Origin of the sequence: Micromonospora sp. ATA51, assembly GCF_016802855.1 — a bacterium.
Lineage (GTDB): Bacteria > Actinomycetota > Actinomycetes > Mycobacteriales > Micromonosporaceae > Micromonospora > Micromonospora sicca.
Window position 1 is genome coordinate 16,360 of sequence record NZ_JAEVHJ010000009.1, and the last position, 21,531, is coordinate 37,890.

Below are 21,531 nucleotides of genomic sequence, written 5' to 3' on the forward strand. Positions count from 1 at the left end.
TGCTCACCTCACCCCGCTCCGGCGTACGGCAGCTGCGCCCCTTCGCTACGGGCTGAACACTGCGACGGCTGCCCGGTCGGTCCACAGCTCGCCGTTGCGGCAGGCGTGCACCAGGGTCGCCGGCCAGTCCGCCTGCCATCGACGGACGGCCAGCACGCGCGCGACGCTGGCCGCCTTCGCCGGCCCGGTCGCCACCAACCGCACCCGCCGCGACAGCCGGGCGATCGTCGCCGGCCCGACGCTGACCCCCCGTCTCGGTACCTTGTCGAGCGCCGCGAAGTGCGGAAACGTGGCCAGGTTGTCGCGTCGGGTGGTGTCGGCGAGCGCGATCACCCGGGTCCCGTCGGCGATGTCCGAGCCCGGCGGGTTGAAGGCGACGTGCCCGTCGGAAGCGCCGCTGGCCAGCAGAAACAGGTCGACGCCGCCGGCCGCGGCGATGCGCTCGTCGTAGCCCGCGGGGTCGAGCGGGTCGGGCAGCCACACCTGGTCGGCGGGAACCCCGGGACGGCTGCCCACCGCCCGGTTCCAGGGCTCGGCGATCTGCCGGCGACCGAAGCGCTCGCAGCTGTGCAGCACCTCGACCGGCACGCGGCGCGCCGGCCCCGGCGTGTCGTCAAGGTAGTCGTCCATCATCACGATCACGACGTGAGCCAGGTCCATGGGCGCCACGCGCAGCCGGGCGGCCACGGCCAGGTACGTGCTGATCAGGCTGCGCCCACCGGGACAGCCGAGCAGATACCGGCGCCCCTCCCGCGCCGCCTCCGTCATGCCCGTGACGATCTCGACGGCGAGGGCAGCACCGAGCGCATCGGCGTCCGGGAAGATACGCAGCGCGGTCATGGCGACAGCTCCTCAGGGCACACCAGCCTGGGGGCCGCGTCGCGGAACCCCGCGCGTACCGCCTCGTCGGCGGAGAACCCCAAATGGTCGAAGCCGAGCAGCGCGGCACCCGCCACGGGCGGCTCGGCAGGAACGGTGACGGTGAAGTCGGTGTCGAGCTGCGGTGCGGCGGCACGGACGGCGGCGAGCAGCCGCTCGTCCGGATCGGCGAACAGCCCGCCGCCCAACACCAGTGTCCAGTCGCGCTGGCTCCCGGGGAGGCGACGGCGGGCGGTGCAGGCGAGTGTGCCGACCTCCACCGCCAGGCTGTCCACCACGGCGGATGCGACGGCGTCCCCGTCGCGCGCGCAGTCCAGGACGGCGGGGGCGAGGATGCCGAGCCGATGCTCCGCGAGCGTCCCGGCGAGCATCCGCTCGGCGACCGCCCGGACGCCGGGCACGGCGAGCTGTTCGCGGATCACCTGCCGCAGCCCGGTGTCCGGGCCCCGCCCGTCCTCGGCGCGTGCCGCCACCCGGACGGCCTCTCTGGCCAGAAAGTCACCGGCGCCGCTGAGGTCGCCGGTCTGCCAGCCCAGACCGGGGAACTCGTACCGCTCGTCGCCGGCGCGGGCCACGCACTTGAGCCCGGCGCCGCAAACGACCACCACCGCAGGCGCTGCGGCGGCGACGCCCAGCCGCATCAGCGCCCACGCGTCGTTGCCGACCTCGACCGACGTCAGGACCTGCTGCGCGGCTACCGCCTCGCGCCGGGCGTCGACCTGGACGGGCAGGTCGGCGCCGGCCAAGTAGTACGCCCCGTGCGCCCGCGCGAGCGCGTCGGTGGCCAGGCCGGCGTCGCGCGCCGCGATGCCCGCCAGCCGTGTGACGAGGGCGGCCGTGCGCTGCGCGCCGAGGGCGCTGCCGGGACCGCGCACCCAGGACAGCAGCAGCCCGTCGGCGTTCATCAGCGCGACGTCCGTCTTGGAGTTGCCGCCGTCCACCGCCAGGACGAGACGCGGCATCACCGGGCCCAGGGCAGATGCTCGCGATTGCCGGCGATCAGCAGGTCGGTCAGCCGTTCGGCGATGGCGTGCTGGCCGATGAGCGGGTGCGCCAGCAGGGCACGGAACACCCGTTCGCGGCCGCCGTGCACCGCGGCCTCCAGCGCCAGCTGCTCGTACGCGGTGACATGCGCGATGAGGCCGGCGATCAGCGGCTCGACCGGCTCGACCGGCTGGGCGACGGCGCCGTCCGGGGTGATCGTGGCCGCTACCTCGACGACCGCGTCCGGCGGGAGGAACGGCAGCGCCGAGCTGTTGCGGACGTTGAGCACGTGTACCCGGCTGTCGCCTCTGCGCAGCGACGCCATCAGATCCAGCGCCGCCTGCGAGTAGTAGGCGCCGCCGCGCCGGCTGAGCAGGTCGGGTTTGCCGGTCACCTGCTCGTCGGCGTACTGGGCCAGGAGTTGGCTCTCGATCTCCATGACTTCCTGGGCCCGGACGCCGTGCGTCTTCTGCTCGGCGACCACCTCGTCATGCGCGTAGTAGTAGTGCAGGTAATAGGACGGAACGGTGCCGAGGCGCCGGACCAGCTCCGTGGGCAGCCCGGTGGCGCGCGCCACCCGGTCGCCGTGCTCGGCGAGCAGCTGCGGCAGCACGTCGGTCCCGTCGAGAAGGACCCGACGCTCCCAGGTCAGGTGGTTGAGCCCGACGTGGTCGAGGGTGATGCGCTGCGGGGCGACGTCGAGCACCTTGGCGAAGTGCTGCTGGAAGACGACCGCGGCGCTGCACAGCCCGACCACCCGTTCGTGTCCCGCCTCGAGCAGGGCCCGGGTGACGATCCCGACGGGATTGGTGAAGTCGATCAGCCACGCGGTGGGGTTGACCGCCCGAACCTCCTTGGCGACCTGGAGCATCACCGGCACGGTGCGCAGCGCCTTGGCCAGCCCGCCGGCGCCCGTGGTCTCCTGTCCCAGGCAGTCGCACTGCAGGGGCAGCGTCTCGTCCTGCAGCCGCGCGGCCTGCCCACCGACGCGCAACTGCACCAGCACGATGTCCGCGCCGTCCGCGGCGGATGCGATGTCGGTGTGCGTGCTGACCGCCGCCAGATGGTGGCCGGCGGCGAGCATCCGCCGGCTCATGGCGGCGAGCACGGCCAGGCGGTCGGCCGAGACGTCGTGCAGGGCGAGTTCGGTGATGTCGAGCTGGCGACGCAGGCGTACCAGCCCGTCCACGATCTCGGGCGTGTAGGTCGATCCGCCGCCGATGATCGTCAGTTTCACGATCTTCCTTCTGACTGGTCGGAGACGTCGATGACCGCGTTGGCGGCGATGACCGCCGCGAAGTAGCGAGCGCTGTCCTTGACGGTGCGTCGCTGGGTAGACCGGTCGACGTGGATGAGGCCGAAGCGTTGGGCGTACCCCTCAGCCCATTCCAGGTTGTCCAGCAGCGACCAGTGCAGGTAGCCGAGCACCCGTGCGCCGTCGTCGATCGCGCGGGACAGTGCGTGCAGGTGCTCGCGCAGGGCGTGCACGCGTCCGGTGTCCCGCACCCGCCCGTCGGAGTCCGGTTGGGCGTTCCACACCCCGCCGTTCTCGGTGATCAGCATCGGCACGTCGTAGTCGCGGTGCAGCCGTACCAGCAGTTCGTGGAACGCCTCTGGGACGCTCTCCCAGCCGCTGTCGGTGACCGGGACGCCCTCTTGCGCGGGCAGCACCCGCCAGGGCAGTTCGTCCTGACTCGCGGTGATCCGCCGGCGGGTGTAGTAGTTCACGCCGATGAGGTCCGGCCGGTTGCCGATGATGTCGAGGTCGCCCGGGCGCACCCAGTCCATCGGCCCGATCAGCCGTTCGAACAGCTCGGCGGTGTCGGCGGGGTAGTGGCCGCGCAGCACCGGGTCGAGGAACCAGCGGTTCGTGTACCCGTCGGAGGCCCACGATGCCGCGACGTCGGCCGGATCGTCGGTGGCAGGGTAGTTGGGGAAGAGGCTCAGCGGGATGCCGACGCGGGCGGTGGGGCGGCGCTCGCGGATGCGGTCCGTCGCCAGGCCGTGCGCCAACAACAGGTGGTGGCCGACAAGGATGGAGGTGCGAAGATCCTTCTCACCGGGGGCGTGCAGGCCGAGCCGGTAGCCCAGGACGGACACCACCCACGGCTCGTTGACCGTGAGCCACGTGTCGATCCGGTCACCGAGCAGGTCGAGGCAGACGTCCGTGTAGGCGGCGAAGGCCTCGGCGGTCGCGCGGTTGGTCCAGCCGCCGCGCTCCTGCAACGCCTGCGGCAGGTCCCAGTGGTACAGCGTCGGTACCGGCGTGACGCCACGTTCGAGTAGACCGTCGACAATCCGGTCGTAGTGCGCCAGCCCAGCCCGGTTCACCGGGCCGGTCCCCCCGGGGATGATGCGCGGCCAGGCCAGCGAGAACCGGTAGGCGTTCATGTTGAGCTGGGCCATCAGGTCGGCGTCTGATAGCCAGTGGTGGTAGTGGTCGCAGGCGTCCGCGCCGGAGTCCATCCCGCGCTCGGCCGTGAACGTGTCCCAGATGGACGGCGCGCGGCCGTCCTCGTCGACGGCGCCCTCGACCTGGTACGCCGAGGTAGCGGCGCCCCACAGAAATCCGGGTGGGAAGGTACTCGTCACCAGTTCACCTCCGGCAGGCTCAGTGCCGCCTCGCAGCCCAGCAGCAGCACGCCGACGCTCCACGCGTGCGACAGGGTGAGCACCATGCCCTTGGCCTGGAAGCAGGCGGTCTGGTAGTAGCGTTCGCTGGCCATGCCCCGGTAGGCGTTGAAGTCGCCGTCGGCGCGGGCGATGAACTGCCGGAAGCAGGCCAGGTTCTCCCGGGTGCGGTCGAGGTAGTGCCGGTCGCCGGTGGCGGCGGACAACTCGACCATCTCCGGGAGGCAGATCAGGCCGTACGAGTGCAGGTGCTGGTTGCTGGGGGAGGCCTGGTCGGCGCCGCGGCTGCGGAAGTCGTACTGCGCCAGCAGGGTGTGCCCGTCGAAGCGCACGTCGTAGCTGTAGCGGAAAGTCAACATCCAGTCCGCGGCCCGGCGTGCGAACTCCAACCAGCGCGACTCGCGGGTGGCGCGCCACAGGGCCACATACGCCAGCACCGCCGCGTAGCCGTCCTCCGACGTCGGCGCCAGATCGACGTCCTCGGGGGCGCCGTGCAGGAACTCCTCCTCGACGAAGCGGGCGTAGTAGTCGCCACCGCGCCGCGCGGCCTCCAGGAGGCCCGGGTCGAGGTCGCCCGCCTCGGCAAGCGCGGCGACCCAGGTCAGACCTGCGGCACCGGCCCAGGACAGCACCCGGCCGTCGTCGGCGTGCAGCAGGCTGCCCAGGTTGCCGTCCGCGCGCTGGTTGCGTACCGCGACGTCGAGGTTGCTCCGCACCGCCGCCAGCCACCCCGGGCGGTCCACGCCGGCGGCCTGCTCGGCGCGGACGGCGCGGTGCAGGAACAAGGTGGCCTCGGCGAGGGTACGGGCGTGCAGGCCACCCCGGACCGGCGTCCAGCTCTGGCCCCAACCCTTCGCCGCGGTCCACTGGCCCCAGAACGTCCCGGCCGGCGCGAGGTTGCCGCAGATGTGGTCGATCACCGCCGCACCGGCCGCGACATGGTCGTCCTGTCCCCGGCGGCGGCCGTGCGCCAGCAGCGCGTGGGCGTACGGGATTCCGCTGATCCACGCGACGTGCATCGCTGCCCGGTCACCCAGGCCCTGGACGTTGTCGTTGAACTCCCGGTCGAACGCCGCCGTCTCCAGCAGCACCGCCGGGTCGGGGCGGAAGTGCCAGCGGTGCAGGCCGTACGCGGCCAGGTCCGCCGCCTCCGTCACGTCGACCCACGGGCGCAGCGGCTCCGTCGCCGACCGGGCGTGCCGCTCCCGCAGTACCGGCACGTAGGCGTGCCGGTCGGCGGGCAGCCGGTAGAGGCACAGCTCCACGACGTGCCGCTCGCCCGGCTGCCAGACGTGCGTCTGCGCCAGCGGCGCAGCGGGTTCCTGGCTGCCGACGTAGCTGACCGGCTCCTCACGGTACGGGAAATCGGCGTGCAGCTGTGCGATGTCGCCCTCGTGCGCGAACCCGATCCCGGTCAGGCCCAGCGAGCTGTGCTCGTCGACGGTGAGCGCCAGGCCACCGGACGCTCCCCAGACGAACACCGCGGGCGTGGCGGCCCGGTCGGCCCGGAAGCTCCATGCGGGGGAGACGTACCGCCCTGGGGCGGCGGGCTCGTCGACCGTGCGGGCGAAGCGCGGGTAGAGCCGGTGGTTGTCCGCGGGACGGTTGTCGCCGTAGAACAGCCCGGGAATGAGCCAGTACGGATCACCGGCGTCGGCGAGGCTGGCGGACACCCGCAGCCGTGCCTCCACGGGCACCGTGCCCCGGTACGTGGCCGTGATGGTCGCCGTCACGCCCCCGGCGGGCGAAGCCGTCGGTGCCTGTCGCAGTTCCACCTCGAACAGGTGCGGGTCGAGGCCGCTGACGTGCAGCGGCGCGTTCGTCAAGGTCGCCGCCATCAGCCGGCCTCGTGATCAGTTGAGCGGACACGTTCCAGCCGTCGAGCCGTACGCGCCGGTCCTCGGGTGCCACGCCGTCCCACCGGCCGTGCAGGACGCGCTCCTCGCCGGGCAGCAGGTCGATGGCGTTGTCGTCCCAGGTCAGCCAGCCGGGCTCGGCCGCGTGGCGGGCGTCGAGCAGCCGCAGGAACGGGATGGCCGGCCCGGTCTCGTGGCGCAGCCGCAGCGTCCAGGTCGCGCCGGTGGTGTGCAGCCGGGTGGAGATGCCGGCCGGTGGCAGGGCGAGCAGGTCCTGGAAGTCGTGGCCGGCGGTGAGCAGATAGCGGTTCGCCCGCGAGTCGGTTCCGGCGTGCACGGACAGATCCAGCAGGAACGGTTGTGCGTCCAGCTCACCCGCGGGGCACCGGATCTCGCCGAGCGGCTGGGGCCGGCCCTCGACGAATTCGGTCGCCCAGTGCGCCTCGGCGACCTGGCGTCCGCCGAGGCGTACCACCCGGGCGGTGACGCTCCCCGGCCCGGACGCGGTGTCCCACCACGCCCACACGGTCGCGGCGAACTCGTCGCCGGTGACGCGGGGCGCCGGCAGGGCGGCGCACACGTGCAGCGGACGGTAGGCGCGGCGCACGTAGTGGTAGGCGGCCTTCGGCTCGCCGAAGTAGTCGACGGCGGCGGTGCACCAGCCGTTGGGGAAGGACTCGTTGAGCTGCCAGGGCAACACCCCGCAGCTCTCCGGCCGGCGCCGGTTGGCCTCGACGGCGTAGCGCAGGCCGTCCGCTTGGAGGAACTGGCTGGCCCGGGAGAGCGCGCCGAGGTCGGTGAGGGCGTCGCCGAACGCCTGCCGCACCAGCGGTTCGTTGTTCCACCACCGGCCGAGGTGGTCCCAGACGGGGTTGCCGGCCGTGGGAAGGGCATGCTCCGGGGCCGGTACGACCGACTCGATCGCCCGGACATTGCTCATGCCCTCCACGCCGAACTCGCTGAGCAGCAGCCCTCGGCCGGAGTCGTAGAGCCGGTAGTGGTCGGACAGGCCCTGGTGCTCCCAGGGTCCGTGCACGTCGTGCTGTTCCGGGCTGGTCCGTACGCTGTCGAGCGTGTTGCCGAACACCGGCCCCGACGGGGAGGTGGGCAGCCACTGCCGGTTGGGGTCGAGGCGTGCGACGACGTCGTGCAGCGCGGCCAGCACGGGGGAGTCCGCGTCGGTCAGCGGTACCCCGTCGGCCCGCTGCAACTCGTTGCCGCCGCACCAGATGGCCAGGCTAGGATGGTTACGGCGGGCGGGAACGATCTGCTCGGCCTCGGCGACCATCCGGGCCACGAAGCTCTCGTCGTCGCTGGGCACGCTGCGCATGCCGGAGCTGGACTGGGCGAACTCCTGCCAGACCAGGATCCCGAACTCGTCGCATAGGTCGTAGAAGAGGGTGCTTTCGATGAGGCCGCCGCCCCACACCCGCAGCATCGTCACCGCGGCGTCGCGGGCGAGCCCGAGTAGGTGGCGCAGTCGGGCCTCGTCGACCGCGCCGTAGAGGGCGTCGGCGGGGACCCAGTTCCAGCCCTTGATGTCGCTGGCCCGGCCGTTGACGGTCAGCCGGTAGGGCAGGGCGGTGGCGGGCGCACCGGCGTCGCGGCTGAACCGCACGTCCCGAAAACCCAGCCGCAGGTGGCGGTCGTCGCTGCGCGTTCCGCTGCCGTCGTGCAGCGCCACGCGCAGCGCGTACAGGTGGGCCTCGCCACGGCCGTTGAGCTCCCATTCGAGGGGTGCCTCGACCTGGAGGGTGACCTCGGTGGCTGCGCCGTCCAGCGGCACGGTGCCCTTGGCGACGGTCGCGCCCGCCGGGTCGTGCAGGGTGCACTCCGCGCTCGCGCCGGTGGCCTCGCCGTCCACCGACACGGTCACCGTGACGCGGCCCGCGGCGCCGGTCACCGTGGGTCGCGCCCACACGTCGGCCAGCCGCAGCGGTCCGGTCGTCCGGAGCCGGACCGGCGCCCACAGACCCTGGTGCACGATCCGGGGGCAGAAGTCCCATCCGTAGCCCATTCGCCCCTTGTGGACGTTCACCTCGGCGGTGTAGCCGACCTGTGGTTGGCTCATTGGCGCGGGATCGACGACCACGGCGAGGGTGTGTTCCCCGGGGCCGAGTCGTCCGGTCACCTCGACCGTGCGGGAGACGAACGTGCCCTCGTGCACGGCGATCCGCTCGCCGTCGAGGTAGACCGCTGCCGAGTAGTCGATGCCGTCGAATTCGAGGAACGCACGCTCGGTGGGCGCGAGCCCGGCGGTGCGCAGGCGGGTGCGGTACACCCACGTCCGCTGCGGCACCCACTCCGACAGCAGGCTCTGCGTGCCCACGTACGGGGAGGGGACCTGGCCGGCGGCGAGCAGATCGGCGAGCACGCTGCCGGGGACCCGGGCGGGGATCCACCGCCGCTCGTCGTCCTGGCTGTCGCGGGCGTGCAGCTGGGCCCGGTGCAGCTGCCAGTCGTCGCCGAGGAAGCCGCGCAGCCGCCAGCCCTCGGTCAAGGCGGTCACGGACGTCATTCCCGCTCACCTTCCGGCTCGTCCGTGGCCACGGCCTCGGCCGCCGCCGTCGGCCGCTCCAACAGGTCAGCCTCGGCGGCGGGCCGGGCGGGATCGCGCGGGACGACCAATGTCTTGATCTCGTGCGGGCCGAACTCGGCGGTGATCGTGCGGCCGAGGAACGGCAGGTCGATGGCGGCGTTCGCCGCCGCACCGGCCGTCTCGTAGCCCCGGACCACGTAGTCGCCGGTCTGCTCCTCGGCCTGCTTGATCACCGTGATCACCACGTTGTCGGCGTCGGAGACGGCGGCGAAGCAGTGCTGCTGGGGCAGTGGACCATCGTGGCACGACTCCAGCAGGGCGACCGGCGCCTGATCGAGTTCGGCCGCGGCGCGCACGGTCCCGGCGGCCCGCCAGTCGCCGGCATGCGGCAGCAGCCGGTAGGTGAACTGCTGCACCCCCTGGTCCATGACCTCGTAGTCGCCGTCGGCGGGCAGGGGCTGCGGGGCGTGCCATGCGTATGCCGGGCTGCGCAGCGCGGTGAGCCCGATCTCGCCCCCGGTCACGTCGACACCGAACTTGGCGTCGTTGAGGACCGACAGGCCAGCCGCACGCCCGCTCAGCGTGCCGGACACGTCCACCCACGAGTGGCTGACCGTCTCGTGCCCGTCGGCGACCCGCTCGACGTGCCCGTAGGGGATCGCGTGGGTCGCGGTGACCTCGGTCAGGTTGGTCGGGAAGCGCAGCTTGAGCATCCGGAGGCGTTCGTGCCAGTCGATGGTGACCCTGACCTCGAGGTGTCGCGCACCCGCAGCCAGCACGAACTCCTCGGTCAGCGTCGAGGCGCCGAAACTGCTGCATACCCGCAGCACCTGCCGGACGGGGCCGGTCTCGATCCGCCGCACCGACACCGGTGTGAAGGCCCCGATCACGTCCCGATAGGAGACGACCCCGTGGCCCCAGGTGTCGGTCGGGTCGTTCAGCACGACCGCATGCCGCGACCTCGCCGCGTCGCCGCTGATCAGCTCCGCGTCCGTGGCCTTGCACACGAGGCTCGACAGCCACCCCGTCGCCGGGTCGACCATCACCCGCAGGTGATCGTTCTCCAGCACAGTGTCGGTCTCCGCAGCCGGCCTGGGGACAGTGATGTGATCGGGATACATCCGGTAGAGCCGGTAGCCGAGCGGGGGCAGCTCCACCGGCACCACGAGCCGCCGGCGACCGCCGGTCACCGTCGTCGAGCGGGCGGACTGTACGGGGATGCGGTTCTGCGCGTCGTCCTCGGCCACGATCCCGCCGTTGCCGAGGAAGCTGCCGAACTCGACCTCGACGGTGGTCCGCACCGGCCAGGGGTGCGGGTTGAACACCGCCAGGGGCGCCATCCGCTCCTCGTCGGGGATGTCGATCTGGCGGCTGATGCTCTGGATCGCCTGGTTCTGCAGGCGTGCCGCGATCGCCCGCGCCTCACCGAGCTGGTCGCGCGCGTCGTCGTACGCGCTGGGCAGCGCGGTGCCGGCCGCGGTGTCGTGGAAGTGGTTGAGCAGGACCTGTCGCCAGGCGTGTTCGAACTGGTCGGTCGCGCGCGGCACGCCGGTCGCCGCGCTCGCCACCGCAGCCCACTTCTCGGCGGCTTGCAGCGCGTGCTCGGTGTGCCGGATCAGCTTCTTGATGCCGGAGTGCGCGGAGTAGCAGCCCACTCCGTGCGGCTGGATCTCGCCGGAGAACTCGGGCAGGTCCCGTCCGGTGGCGCGGGCCGCGTCGAAGAATGCCCGGACCGTGGAGAAGAGCATCTGCGGGAACTGGTCGCTGCCGTTCAGTTCCCGGATGCTGTCGATGTTCGCCCGGGTCGGGCCGCCGCCGTGGTTGCCGACGCCGTAGAAGCACATCAGCGGGTCGGTGGTGTGCGGCAGTTGGGCCAGCGCCTTGCCGACGTGTACGCCCAGATGCCCCGCGGGGCTGCAGTACTCGTGCGGGATCCGGTAGGCCAGCACCCGTGACCCGTCGGCTGCCTCCCACCAGAACGTCGGTCCGGGCAGCGCGGTCTCGTGCGGCTGTGGCCGCATGAACACGTAGCTGTCTATACCGGACTTCGCCAGCAACTGGGGGATCGTGGCGTTCTGCCCGAACGGGTCGACGTTGCAGCCGACCGACGCCGTCCTCCCGAACTTCTCGGCCAGGTACCGCTGGGAGTACAGCGCGTGCCGGACGAATCCCTCACCGCCGGGAATGTTGCAGTCCGGCTCGACCCACCAACCGCCGACGATCTCGAACCGGCCCGCACGGACCTGCTCCCGCAGCGCCGCGAACAGCTCGGGATCGTGCTCCTCGATCCAGGCCAGGTATCCGACCGAGTCGCAGGTGAAGATGAAGTCCGGATACTCGTCGATCCGTTGCAGGGCGGCGCGGAACGTCGCGCGCGCCTCCTGGTAACCCTCCTGCCACGGCCACAACCACACCGCGTCGATGTGGGCGTTGCCGATCATGTGCAGCTGACCCCGGGTGGCCCGGCCGGCTGGAGGTGCCGACGGGCGGGGGATCGCCGACGGCGACGGGTGTCGGACTGCGGTTGTGCGCGGAGCATGTGGAAGGAGTCCCTTTCCCGTGGTGCGGTGCCGGTCTGGTCAGTGGGGGGCGACGGCCCAGCGGTCGATGTGTTCGCTGAGGAGGTGCAGGAGCAGGACGTGCGCCTCCTGAACCCGGGCCGTGCGCTCGGACGCCACCGCGAAGACGTGCTCGGCGTACCGCGCGGCGGGTCCACCGCCGGCTTCCGGCTGCCCGGTGAACAGGACCGTCAGGGCGCCGGCGTCCCGGCCGGCCCGAAGGCCGGCGACGACGTTGGGGGACCGGCCGCTGGTGGTGAAGGCCACCACCACGTCGCCGGTGCGGGCCAGTGCCGAGACCTGCCGGGCGAAGACGTCCTCGAAGGAGTAGTCGTTGCCGATGCAGGTGGTCACGGTCGGGTCGGTGGACAGGGCCACGGCGGGCAACGCCCGCCGCTCACGGCAGTACCGCCCGATGAGCTCACCCACCAGGTGCTGGGCGTCTGCCGCGGACCCGCCGTTGCCGAAGGAGTAGACGGTTCCGCCGTGGCTGAGGCGCTCGCAGAGCTCGTCGCCGAGGATCTCCACGTTGGCCACGAGCTTGCGGACCGATTCGATTACCGTGAGGTGTTCGTCGACGTGGTGAACGAGCGAGGACCGGTCATCGACAGTCACGAGGGTGCTCCCTGCTGGAGGTGGACAAGTGCGGATGCCGCCGCGCCGACGACGCCGACGGTGTCACCGTGCGAGGCCAGCTCCAGCCGGGCGGCGGCGCCGGCCGGTCGCATGGCCTGCGCGAGCGCGGCGCGGCGCACCGGCAGCAGCAGGGCGTTGCCGGCGCGGGTGACACCGCCGCCGAGGACGACGAGCTGCGGTTCGACCACGTTGATCATCACCGCGATGGCGCGCCCCAGCGCGGCCGTGGTCTCGTCCCAGATCTGCCGCGCCAGCCGGTCACCCTGCGCCGCGTGCGTCGACACGGTCTCGGCGGTCACCACGGCGACATCGCGCATGGACGACGCCGAACCGGCGCCGAGTGCCTCGACGGCCCGGCGTGCGATCGAGGTGCCCGAGGCGTACGCCTCGATGCAGCCGCGCTGGCCGCATCCGCAGACGCGCCCGTTCCAGTCGATGATCACGTGCCCGAACTCGCCACCGTTGCCGGCCGCGCCTCGGTGAACCCGGCCGTCCAGGATCAGGCCGCCGCCCACGCCCGTGGACACCGTGAGGTAGAGCATGTGCTGCACACCACGCCAGGGCCCGAAGTGGTACTCGCCCAGTACGGCGGCCGTGCCGTCGTTCTCCAGGAAGGCCGGCCGGTCGTAGGCGCCGGTCACCAGCTCGACGATGGGCACGTCGTCCCAATACGGCAGCCCGGGCGGGCCCTGCACGCGTCCGGTCACCGGGTCGAGCGGGCCTCCGCAGCCGATGCCGATCGCCGCGATGTCGCCCTGGCTGTGGCCGGACGCCGCCAACGCTTCGTGACCGAGTTTCAGCAGTCGCTCGATGACGATGTCCGGCCCCTCCTCGACCCTCGTGGGTACCCGCACGAAGGAGAGGAGCTTCCCGGTGCGATTCATGACACCTGCCGCGAGCTTGGTGCCACCGATGTCGAGCGCGAGTACGTGATCGCAGAACGGCACGCTGACGTCAGCCCTTCCGACCCTGGGTGGCGATGCCCTCGATGATGTGTCGCTGGGCGACGGCGAAAATGATGATCATGGGAAGGGTGGCGATCACGCTGGCCGCCATGATGATCTCCCAGTGCTGTTCGCCGCCCTGGCCGAAGGTGTCGATGACCGACTTGAGTCCGCGGGGGATCGTGAACAGGGAGGTGTCCTGCAGGTAGATCAGTGGCCGGAGCAGGTCGTCCCAGCTCGCCTGGATCTCGAACACGAACACGATCGCGAGGGCCGGTCGGGACAGCGGCAGGGCGATGCGCCGGAACAACCCGAGGAAGCCGCAGCCGTCCACCCGGGCGGCCTCGAACAGTTCGCGGGGCAGCGACAGGAAGAACTGGCGCAGCAGGAAGATGTAGAACGCCGAACCGAAGATGTTCTGCGCCCAGAGCGGCACCTGGGTCCCGACGAGGCCGAGTTTGTTCCAGATCAGGTAGACCGGGATCATGGTGACGGCCTGCGGCAGCATCATCGTCGCGAGCACCAGCCCGAACAACACGTTGCGCCCGGGAAACCGGAAGTACGCGAAGCCGAACGCCACGAGGGCGCTGCTGATCGTCACGGTCGTGGCCGCGGCGATTCCCACCACCACGCTGTTGCTCATCCACGCCAGCACGGGCGCGTAGTCCCAGACGTCGGCGAAGTTCGACAGCTGCACGTTGCGGGGGATCAGGGCGTTGCCGAACACCTCGGTGCGCGGCTTGAGCGAGGCGCTGATCAGCCAGACGAAGGGATACGTGAACACGACGCTGGCGAGGGCGAGCACGATCAGATAGGGGGCACGCTTCCAGAACGGCCCCTGATCGCGGCCGCCGGACTGCGAACGGGCGCCGGCGACGCGGTCGTTGCCCAACGGGTCAAGGGCAGCCGGAGCCGCAGCGGTCAGGTGCGGAGGCGAAGCGGTCATCGTCAATCCCTTTCGCCTTCGTAGTAGACGAACCGGCGCGAGACGCGCACCTGCACGGCGGTGATGATCATGATGATCACGAACAGCAGCCAGGCGAGCGCCGAGGCGTATCCCATGTGCAGGAACCGGAAGGCCTGCTGGAACAGATAGATCACGTAGAACAGCGCGGCCTCGTTGGAATAGGTGCTGTTCTGCTGCCCGCCGAAGAACATGGTGTAGGCCTCGTTGAACATCTGCAGCGCGGCGATCGTCTGCACGATCAGGGTGAAGAAGAGCGCACCGCTGATCATCGGGATCGTCACCTTGCGGAACTTCGTCCAGCTGCCGGCACCGTCCAGCTCGGCGGCCTCGTAGAGATCCTTCGGCACCTGGCGCAGCGCCGCGAGGTAGATGACCACCGTCCCGCCGACGCTCCACAGCGTGGTGATGACCAGTCCCGGCTTCACCCAGTGGGTGTCCGTCGTCCAGTTGGGGCCGTCGATGCCAAAGAGGCGTAGCGTGCGGTTGAGCAGGCCTTCCTGACCGTTGAGCAGCAGCAGGAACAGCGCGCCCACCGCGACCGTCGGCGTCATCTTGGGCAGGTAGAAGACTGTCCGGAAGAAGCCTGACGCGCGCCCCACCCGGTTGAGCACCATCGCGAGGGCGAGCGCCACGGCCATTGACGCCGGCACGTACATGGCTGCGTATACCAGGGTGTTGCCGAGCGCCTTGGCGACCTTCTGATCCTCCGCCAGTTGGCGGTAGTTCTCCAGCCCCACGTTCTGCGGGGAGTCGATCGCGTTGTAGTCGGTGAACGACAGCACGAGGCTGGCGATCATCGGGCCGAGCGTGAACACGAGGAACCCGATGATCCACAGCGAGATGAAACCGTAGGCGGCACGGATCTCCCGCCAGTTTCTGGTGCGGCGCGCGCCACCCGCAGTCATTCTGTGGGTGGCGGCGACCGATGTCGGCGCGGCCATCACTTCGCCGCGCTGAAAGCCTTGCTCGCCTCCGCCTGCGCCTGCTTCATCGCCGCGTCGGGCTTCTGCTGGCCGGAGAGGGCCCGGTTGACCGCGTCCTGCCAGGCCGTCTTGATCTCACTGCCGGCCTTGGAACCAACGACGGCGAACGCGTACTCGGTGGACGCGTAGTAGTTCTCGATCGCCTTGTCGAACCCGGTCTGGCCGGGCTTGACGTACTTCGCCTTGATCTGCTTGTCGGCCTCCGGGTTGGCGGTCCAGAGGCCGGTGAACTTGGATTTGTTCTTCTCCACCGTCGCCTGGCGTGCCTCACCGGCCTTCAGCCAGGTCTCCGTGCTGGTCATGGTCTTCATCCAGTTGACTGCCGCAGCCGGGTTCTTGGCGCCCTTCGGCAGGCACCAGGCGCTGCCGCTCTGGAAGCTGATCGGGTTGCCCTGCCGGTCGGTGAACGGCAGCGACTGCAGATCGACCTTCGGCGAGGCCTGGACCAGGACGTTGACCAGCCAGCCCTCCCAGGGGAATGCGCCCGCCTGGTTCTTCACGAACTGGTTGCCCGACCCGAAGAGGTCCCACGTGTCGCGGAAGGCCTTGAACTTCGACCAGCCACCCTGCTCGTTGATCAGGCTCAGCGCGTACGTCAGGGCCTCGATGACCTTCGGGTCCTCGAGGTTCGGCGAGCCGTCGGGGTTCACCAGATCGGCGCCGTTGGCTTTCGCCCACAACGGCAGGAACTCCGGCAGCTTCGGGTCGAACCCGATCCGGGCGATCCGACCGCCGTTGGCCTTGTACAGCTTCACGGTGCTGGCGTGCAGCTTGTCCCAGTCGCTGGTGCTCACGTCCGGCAGCGTGAGCCCGACCTCCTGTAGCGCCTTGCCGTTCACCAGGATGTTGCGGGTGTTGTAGAACTCGGGAATGCCGTAGACCTTCCCGTCGACCGTGACCTCCTTGATCGCGGCCTCACGGTAGCCACTGTTCTTGATCCCGGCGCTGGCCATCTTGTCGTCCAGTGGCTCGATGGCACCCTGAGAGGCGTAGCTGCCGACCAACTCACGGTTGAGGTACACCAGGTCCGGAGCGTTGCCGGTGGCGACCGCGGAGAGGAACTGCTGCGGGTCGAAGTCGCCCTCGTTGATGTTGAGTTGAACCTTCGGATAGGCGCTCTTGAACGCGTCGATGCGGGCCTGGCCGACGTCGTCCGGCTTGCCGAAGCCCATTGTCGACAAGGACCCGCTGTCGCCGCCCTTGGTCGCGTCGCTGTTGCTGCTCTTGTTGACCCCGCCGCAGGCACTCACTCCCAGCGCGAGCGCCCCCATCGAACCGGCCAGAAGACCCCGTCGGGTGATCGTCATCGTCACTCCTCACAGACGGCGGATGTCCGGGACCCCTGGGGCGAGAAGCGCAGCCCTGATCTGCCGCTTCGGCGCTGCGCCACCCCGTGGACCAAGAACCAGGACATCGAATGTGGCATCGTTACCACAGTGACCTGGACCATATTTCCGACCCATAGGACTGTCAAGAGTTGTTTGCCGTCGTGTTACCAGCCCGCGACGGCTCCGCTCCCGGGATCAGATCGTGACGGAACCGACCTGTGTGGATGCCGCGCGAGCGACGGGCACGGATGGCTCACGCGGCGCCGCCGTGGAGCTGCGGATGACAATGGACGGCTCGATGTACCGGACGGTCGCCTCGCCGGACTCGGAACCGGCGATCCGGTCCACGACCAACTGCGCACACATCCGCCCGAGTTCGTCGGTGTGCTGGTCGACGGTGGTGATCCCGGGCGACACCATCGACATCCACGGGAGGTCGTCGAAGGCCACCAGCGACAGATCCTCCGGCACCCGCAGCCCGCGCAGCCGCAGCGCCTGGAACGCGCCCTCGGCCAGCAGGTTGTTCGCGGCGAACAGGGCGGTGACGTCGGGACGCCGGTCCAGCAGGGCGTCGACGGCCTCGCGTGCCGCGTCGGGCTGGAACCTCGTCGGCACCACGAGGGCGGGATCCATCGGGGTGCCCGCGGCGCGCAGCGCTGCCCGGTATCCGGCGAGGCGACCGGCGCCGGAGGTCCAGTCCGTCTCGTCGATGAGCAGCGCGATGGTCCGGTGACCGAGGTCGACCAGGTGACTCGTGATCTCCTGCGCCCCCTGGACGTTGTCGACCAGCACGGCATCCGAGCTCAGTCCGTCCACCAGACGGTCGGCCTGAACCACCGGAACACCGTCGCTCATCAGCATCCGCACCGCGCGGTCAGAGACCGGTGTGACGATCGCCGCCGACACCCGGACCGCCAGGAACGTCCGGGCCCCCTCGACCTCGGCGTCGGCCTCGCCGTCGTTGTTGACCACGATCACGTGGTAGCCCGCCGAGCGCAGTCGCTCCTCGATGCCGGCCGCCAGGTTGGCGTAGAACGGATTACGGATGTCGGAGATCAGCACGCCCACCGCGCGGCTGGTGCGGCTGCGCAACGACCGGGCGATGCTGTCGGGGACGTAGCCGATCTCCTCGGCGGCCGCGAGCACCCGGGCACGCACCTCCGCCGACACGTAACCGTTGCCGCTGAGGGCCCGTGACGCGGTGGAGGGCGAGATGCCGGCGGCGCGGGCCAGGTCCTGGATCGTGGGGCGGCGCCGGGGCGAGGCGCGAGTTCCCGCGCGCCCCTCGCCGCCACCCTCACGTTTCCCCACCATAAGACTGGAGTCTATGCGGGAACACCAGCCCGTGCAGTCTACGGTAGGCCGCCCACGCGGCCGCGATCGCCGCCCACGTCGCCTCGACGACGCGGCCACGCTCGAGATCCATCTGATCGGCGTAGTACAGCGCCGGCACGCCCAACGTCGGCGCGGCCGCGGCGTACGCGACGAGGTCCTCCTGGCCAGGCAGGCACCAGCCGTCGGTGTCCACCGGCATCTCCGGACAGGCCGCCTGTACCACCCGCCCCCGGTAGGTCATCTGCTTCACCACAGCGGAGCCGTTCACCCCGGGCGGTGGTGTCCGCCCCTCCGGGTGGTCGAGGTGCAGTACGTCGTTGAGCCGGATCATGTCCGTCACGTCGAGAAACCCGGGATCGGGTGTGTGCGTGACGATCAGGGAGTCCGGCTTCACCCGCTTCGCAGCCCGGTAGGCGACCGCCAGCAACTCGTGCAACAGGTCGAAACCCCACGAGGGGCCGGCGTGACGAAGCGCCGTGCCGGACGGCGTACGGCCCGTGAAGTCGATTTTGAGTCCGTCCGCGTTGAGCCCGTCCGGGTCCAGCATGTGGGCCACGGCGTCCTCGATGACCGACCGGCCCAGCGGGCTCTCGGGATCGATCGCGACGGGCGTGCCGTCGGGATCGCGGACGCACGCCTCGTCGGACGCGCCCTCCGGATCCCACGCCTTCCACCAGAGCAGCACCCGCTGCCCCTCGGCGTGCCGGGCCGCGATGAACCCCGCCAGATCCGGCCATTTTCCGGTGTCGGGCCGGCAGGTGGCGTACTCCGCCTGCCACTTGTCGTCAACGACGACCGTGCCCGGTACGACGCCGTTGGCCGCCAGCGTCGTGAGGAGTTCGTCGTACAGCGCCTGCCGGGACAGGTCGGGCGCGGAGGAATCGCCGTCGGTCGCCAGTGCACACTGTGCCCCCCAACCGCAGAAGATTGGTTGGCGCCAGTGGTCGGCGAGTGACCGTGTGGTGGCCGGCGGGGTCAGGCCGCGCGCGACCAGCTCGTCCCGGTAGCGACCCAACCCGTCGTACGGATCGCGGGCGCCGAACAGCAGCAGCACGGTCGGCGTGGTGAAGGCGTCCTCGACCAGCGTGTGTCCCTGGTATTCACAGCGCAGGCTGAACCCGCCCGGCGTGGGGTCGTATCCGAACTCCACGAAGGGACGTCGTTCGGTCGCCAGCCCGACCATCAGCCACGGCCCGGCTGGCAGCTGTCGATCGTCGTCCGCGGGCTGGCGCGACAATCCGAAGCAGGTCGGCGCGGGGGTGAACAACCAGCGGCCCACCCCGGGCTCGCCGCCCTCACCATTGACGCTGATCACCGCTGGTTCGACCGCCGGTCGGGCGATCCGCCACGGATGGTCGGGGTTCGGCGAGAAGACCGTCCGGTGCCCCGCGCCGCTGGGCAGCATGCCCTGCGGCAGGCGTGCCCCGCCGAGCAGGTGCACGGTCGTGACGCGGCCGTGGCCGCGGACGGTCGCGCGGAAGGTGATCGCACCCGGGTGGAACTCCGTCACCTGGGTACGGCCGGACCAGCGAGAACTGGTGCAGGCGACGGTGACCCGGACGACGCCGTCGTGGAACTCGTGATCGATCCGCTCCACCTGCACCGTCTCATCGGGTCCGTCGAGCGCGTGCACGGAGGCGAGCAGTCGTAGCCGCCCCCACGAACCGCCGTCCGCTCCGGTCACGTCCGCCAGCAGCCGTCGCCGATCAATCCGGGCTGTGTACTGCGCCGTGCGGATCTCCAGGTGTCCGCTCGTCTCGTCGACCTCGATCTCGGGTGTCATCGCACGTCCACCAGCGCCTCGGCCTGCTGCCCGAAGTCGCGGCCGCCGGCGGTCAGGTTGGCCGCCACGCGCGCCCGCCGCTGCGGCACGCCGGGCGGGGGCAGCACGGTGAACCGCACGCACTCCTCGCCGAGCGCCTCGGCCTCGACCTGGCGGTGCCCGGGCGACACCTGCCACCCGTGCGGCGCCACCAGGTCGACCCGCAAGTCGCTGGGCCGCCGGAACGGATTGCGAACCTCCACCTCCAATTGCAGATTCTCACCGCCGGTCACGACCGAGCGGTACGGCAGGATCCGGGCGCCGAACCCCTCTGCACCGAAGTCCACCTCGTCCAGCGGCAGGAGCGCCCGGTGCAGGCGGGCCAGTTCCTCGCCCTTGGCGAGCAGCATGTCCAGGTAGGCGTCGTCGACCAGGCGGGGCTGCCAGTGACCACTGATCATGAGATCGGGGGACAGCCGCCGGTACAGCAGAGCAGAGTCGATGAAGTCGTCGATGCGGAACCGGTTGCGGTACTGGAAGTTGGGCGTCTCCGTGCGCTGCCCGGTGACCGAGCCGCCGTCCTGCTGGTCCCCGGTGGCCACCACCCGGTTGCCGTCGGCCTCGAACGCAATGGCCACCGCGTACAGCGTGTGGCCCGGCAGCGGATACATGGTCAGCTCGTACTCGTGCCACCGCACGGGGATGCCGGTGGGTATCACACGATGCACGGGCAGCGGGTCGTACCACAGGCACGGCAAGTCGTACCGGAGCGGATCGCGCAGGATCGGGGCAATCAGGTCCGCCGCCCAGATCTGGGTGCCCTCCACCTGGTGCAACAGGTTGAAACCGGCTACATGGTCGTCGTGGTAATGGGTGGGCAGGGCCACCTCGACGCGGTCGATTCCGTACTTGCCCTTCAGCGCGTCCAGAGACGCGAGCCATGGCCGGCGCGACGACCGGTCGCTGCCGGAGGGCAGACCGGTGACCATGTCAAAGCCGTAGTCGATGAGCAGCGCCACGCCGGAGTCGGAAAGCAGAGCGTAGCTCGTCGCGAAGGACGTGCGGTTGCGCAGCAGGTGAGGGCTGATCTCCTCGTACGGTTGACGCAGCCAGGAGGTCAGGTCCCAGGGCAGATCGCGCCGGAAGTCCACAAGGGCCTGAAGGTGGTGCCTGGTCTCGGCGATCGCCGGTGCGGGCTCGGCGATGGGTCGACCGTGCGACGGCAGCACCAGGTCGGGCTCGCGGTCGGCGAGCAGGTCGAGCGACAGCACGGACGCGGCGGCGCCTTCCAGTCCGCTGTAACTCCACTGCAGCGCCGACACCGACCAGACCTTTCCGGGACCGTGCAGCAGGTCACCGGTGAACGCCATCCGCTTGCCGTCCAACTCCGCGAGGTAGCTGATCGAGCCCAGGGTATGTCCCGGCGTAGGCAGTGCGGTGAGGGTGATCCCGCCGAACCGGGTGGTCCGGTATTCCGGCACGATGCCATGCACAGGTATGTCGTCCAGCAGCGAGAACCTGTCCTGCCGAAGGTCGTAGTTGTTGTCGAGTGTGCGCATCTGCCAGTGCGCGCTGACGTCGGCGAACAGGTCCCGCTCGGTCGACGGCACCCAGATGCGGATACCGGCGCTGGCGGCCCGCGCCAGGCCCTGCCCCTGGTCACGGTGGTGGTGGGTCATCAGCACATCCGTGATGCGCTCGACACCGTAATCGGCCAAGTGGTCGAGGACCGTCCCGGACCCGAAGTCGATGGCGACGGCGTCCGTCCCGCTGACGAGGAGGTAGACATTGCAGGTGTCGTGGTGCAAGCGCACGCTGTCCGTGAGGCGCATGTGGCAACGATTCCACACGGGCGAACCTCTGGGAAGTACGCCGAGGTCCAAAGATCATTCGACCTAGCAGCCGGGTCGCGGGCCGACCAACCTGTGCAGGCGGGCGATCCCGCCGATCCCCCGCTTCGGCCACGCGCACGTGTTTCTGCCCGCCGCGCCGGGGACCGGCGCGCTGACCGCCGACAGCGAACCCGAAGGGCACTGTGGTGGCCGGCCCTCGGCGGTTGGGTCGCAGCGGTGCTGACAATCACCAGCTGTGGGCAGCCGGTGCGGCAGGAACTTCGACCGGGGTCGTCA

The 21,531-nt window shown here is 70.5% G+C and carries 15 protein-coding genes; all 15 read right to left on the minus strand.

All coding sequences use genetic code 11. From position 1 onward, the window contains the following. Positions 1 to 45 precede the first annotated feature (45 nt). Positions 46 to 840 carry a 6-phosphogluconolactonase gene (locus JNW87_RS03280; protein WP_238452949.1) on the minus strand — a complete coding sequence of 265 codons (795 nt, stop codon included), beginning with the start codon at positions 838 to 840 and terminating at the stop codon, positions 46 to 48. After that, positions 837 to 1,841: an N-acetylglucosamine kinase gene (locus JNW87_RS03285; RefSeq protein ID WP_238452950.1), complete on the minus strand. Its 1,005-nt coding sequence runs from the start codon at positions 1,839 to 1,841 to the stop codon at positions 837 to 839. The genes JNW87_RS03280 and JNW87_RS03285 overlap by 4 nt, the downstream gene beginning before the upstream one ends. Beyond that, complete coding sequence (locus JNW87_RS03290) at positions 1,841 to 3,100, minus strand: 6-phospho-beta-glucosidase (RefSeq protein WP_238452951.1); 1,260 nt, start codon at positions 3,098 to 3,100, stop codon at positions 1,841 to 1,843. Before JNW87_RS03290 ends, JNW87_RS03285 begins: the two co-directional genes overlap by 1 nt. Continuing rightward, the gene (locus JNW87_RS03295; protein ID WP_238452952.1) at positions 3,097 to 4,455 is read right to left on the minus strand and encodes a GH1 family beta-glucosidase; all 1,359 of its coding nucleotides are present in this window, start codon (positions 4,453 to 4,455) and stop codon (positions 3,097 to 3,099) included. Before JNW87_RS03295 ends, JNW87_RS03290 begins: the two co-directional genes overlap by 4 nt. Beyond that, positions 4,452 to 6,185, minus strand: coding sequence for a hypothetical protein (locus JNW87_RS03300; protein WP_238452953.1), 1,734 nt, complete (start codon positions 6,183 to 6,185; stop codon positions 4,452 to 4,454). Before JNW87_RS03300 ends, JNW87_RS03295 begins: the two co-directional genes overlap by 4 nt. Then, a complete protein-coding gene (locus tag JNW87_RS03305; protein WP_238452954.1) occupies positions 6,139 to 8,868 on the minus strand; it encodes a glycoside hydrolase family 2 TIM barrel-domain containing protein in 2,730 nt (909 codons plus the stop codon). The genes JNW87_RS03300 and JNW87_RS03305 overlap by 47 nt, the downstream gene beginning before the upstream one ends. After that, entirely contained in the window at positions 8,865 to 11,330 is a 2,466-nt protein-coding gene (locus tag JNW87_RS03310; protein ID WP_238452955.1) for an alpha-mannosidase, read from the minus strand. The genes JNW87_RS03305 and JNW87_RS03310 overlap by 4 nt, the downstream gene beginning before the upstream one ends. 138 nt (positions 11,331 to 11,468) lie before the next feature. Further along, complete coding sequence (locus JNW87_RS03315; protein WP_238452956.1) at positions 11,469 to 12,062, minus strand: SIS domain-containing protein; 594 nt, start codon at positions 12,060 to 12,062, stop codon at positions 11,469 to 11,471. After that, positions 12,059 to 13,030 carry an ROK family protein gene (locus tag JNW87_RS03320; RefSeq protein ID WP_309233892.1) on the minus strand — a complete coding sequence of 324 codons (972 nt, stop codon included), beginning with the start codon at positions 13,028 to 13,030 and terminating at the stop codon, positions 12,059 to 12,061. Before JNW87_RS03320 ends, JNW87_RS03315 begins: the two co-directional genes overlap by 4 nt. A gap of 7 nt (positions 13,031 to 13,037) precedes the next feature. Further along, the gene (locus JNW87_RS03325; RefSeq protein ID WP_238452958.1) at positions 13,038 to 13,919 is read right to left on the minus strand and encodes a carbohydrate ABC transporter permease; all 882 of its coding nucleotides are present in this window, start codon (positions 13,917 to 13,919) and stop codon (positions 13,038 to 13,040) included. A gap of 56 nt (positions 13,920 to 13,975) precedes the next feature. Continuing rightward, the gene (locus JNW87_RS03330; protein ID WP_238452988.1) at positions 13,976 to 14,935 is read right to left on the minus strand and encodes a carbohydrate ABC transporter permease; all 960 of its coding nucleotides are present in this window, start codon (positions 14,933 to 14,935) and stop codon (positions 13,976 to 13,978) included. Further along, positions 14,935 to 16,284 (minus strand): ABC transporter substrate-binding protein, encoded by a 1,350-nt coding sequence (locus tag JNW87_RS03335; RefSeq protein ID WP_238452959.1) that lies wholly within the window; start codon positions 16,282 to 16,284, stop codon positions 14,935 to 14,937. Before JNW87_RS03335 ends, JNW87_RS03330 begins: the two co-directional genes overlap by 1 nt. 216 nt (positions 16,285 to 16,500) lie before the next feature. Beyond that, a complete protein-coding gene (locus JNW87_RS03340) occupies positions 16,501 to 17,619 on the minus strand; it encodes a LacI family DNA-binding transcriptional regulator (protein ID WP_238452960.1) in 1,119 nt (372 codons plus the stop codon). After that, positions 17,603 to 19,423 (minus strand): hypothetical protein, encoded by a 1,821-nt coding sequence (locus JNW87_RS03345; protein WP_238452961.1) that lies wholly within the window; start codon positions 19,421 to 19,423, stop codon positions 17,603 to 17,605. Before JNW87_RS03345 ends, JNW87_RS03340 begins: the two co-directional genes overlap by 17 nt. Next, positions 19,420 to 21,234 carry an MBL fold metallo-hydrolase gene (locus tag JNW87_RS03350; RefSeq protein WP_238452962.1) on the minus strand — a complete coding sequence of 605 codons (1,815 nt, stop codon included), beginning with the start codon at positions 21,232 to 21,234 and terminating at the stop codon, positions 19,420 to 19,422. Before JNW87_RS03350 ends, JNW87_RS03345 begins: the two co-directional genes overlap by 4 nt. Between the last annotated feature and the right edge of the window lie 297 nt (positions 21,235 to 21,531).

What these genes read in the sequence shown, in the direction of transcription:
- JNW87_RS03280 (WP_238452949.1), bottom strand. Translation starts at nt 840, where the DNA reads ATGACCGCGCTGCGTATCTTCCCGGACGCCGATGCGCTCGGTGCTGCC.
- JNW87_RS03285 (WP_238452950.1), bottom strand. Translation starts at nt 1,841, where the DNA reads ATGCCGCGTCTCGTCCTGGCGGTGGACGGCGGCAACTCCAAGACGGAC.
- JNW87_RS03305 (WP_238452954.1), bottom strand. Translation starts at nt 8,868, where the DNA reads ATGACGTCCGTGACCGCCTTGACCGAGGGCTGGCGGCTGCGCGGCTTC.
- JNW87_RS03310 (WP_238452955.1), bottom strand. Translation starts at nt 11,330, where the DNA reads ATGATCGGCAACGCCCACATCGACGCGGTGTGGTTGTGGCCGTGGCAG.
- JNW87_RS03330 (WP_238452988.1), bottom strand. Translation starts at nt 14,935, where the DNA reads ATGGCCGCGCCGACATCGGTCGCCGCCACCCACAGAATGACTGCGGGT.
- JNW87_RS03335 (WP_238452959.1), bottom strand. Translation starts at nt 16,284, where the DNA reads ATGACGATCACCCGACGGGGTCTTCTGGCCGGTTCGATGGGGGCGCTC.
- JNW87_RS03340 (WP_238452960.1), bottom strand. Translation starts at nt 17,619, where the DNA reads ATGGTGGGGAAACGTGAGGGTGGCGGCGAGGGGCGCGCGGGAACTCGC.
- JNW87_RS03345 (WP_238452961.1), bottom strand. Translation starts at nt 19,423, where the DNA reads ATGACACCCGAGATCGAGGTCGACGAGACGAGCGGACACCTGGAGATC.
- JNW87_RS03350 (WP_238452962.1), bottom strand. Translation starts at nt 21,234, where the DNA reads ATGCGCCTCACGGACAGCGTGCGCTTGCACCACGACACCTGCAATGTC.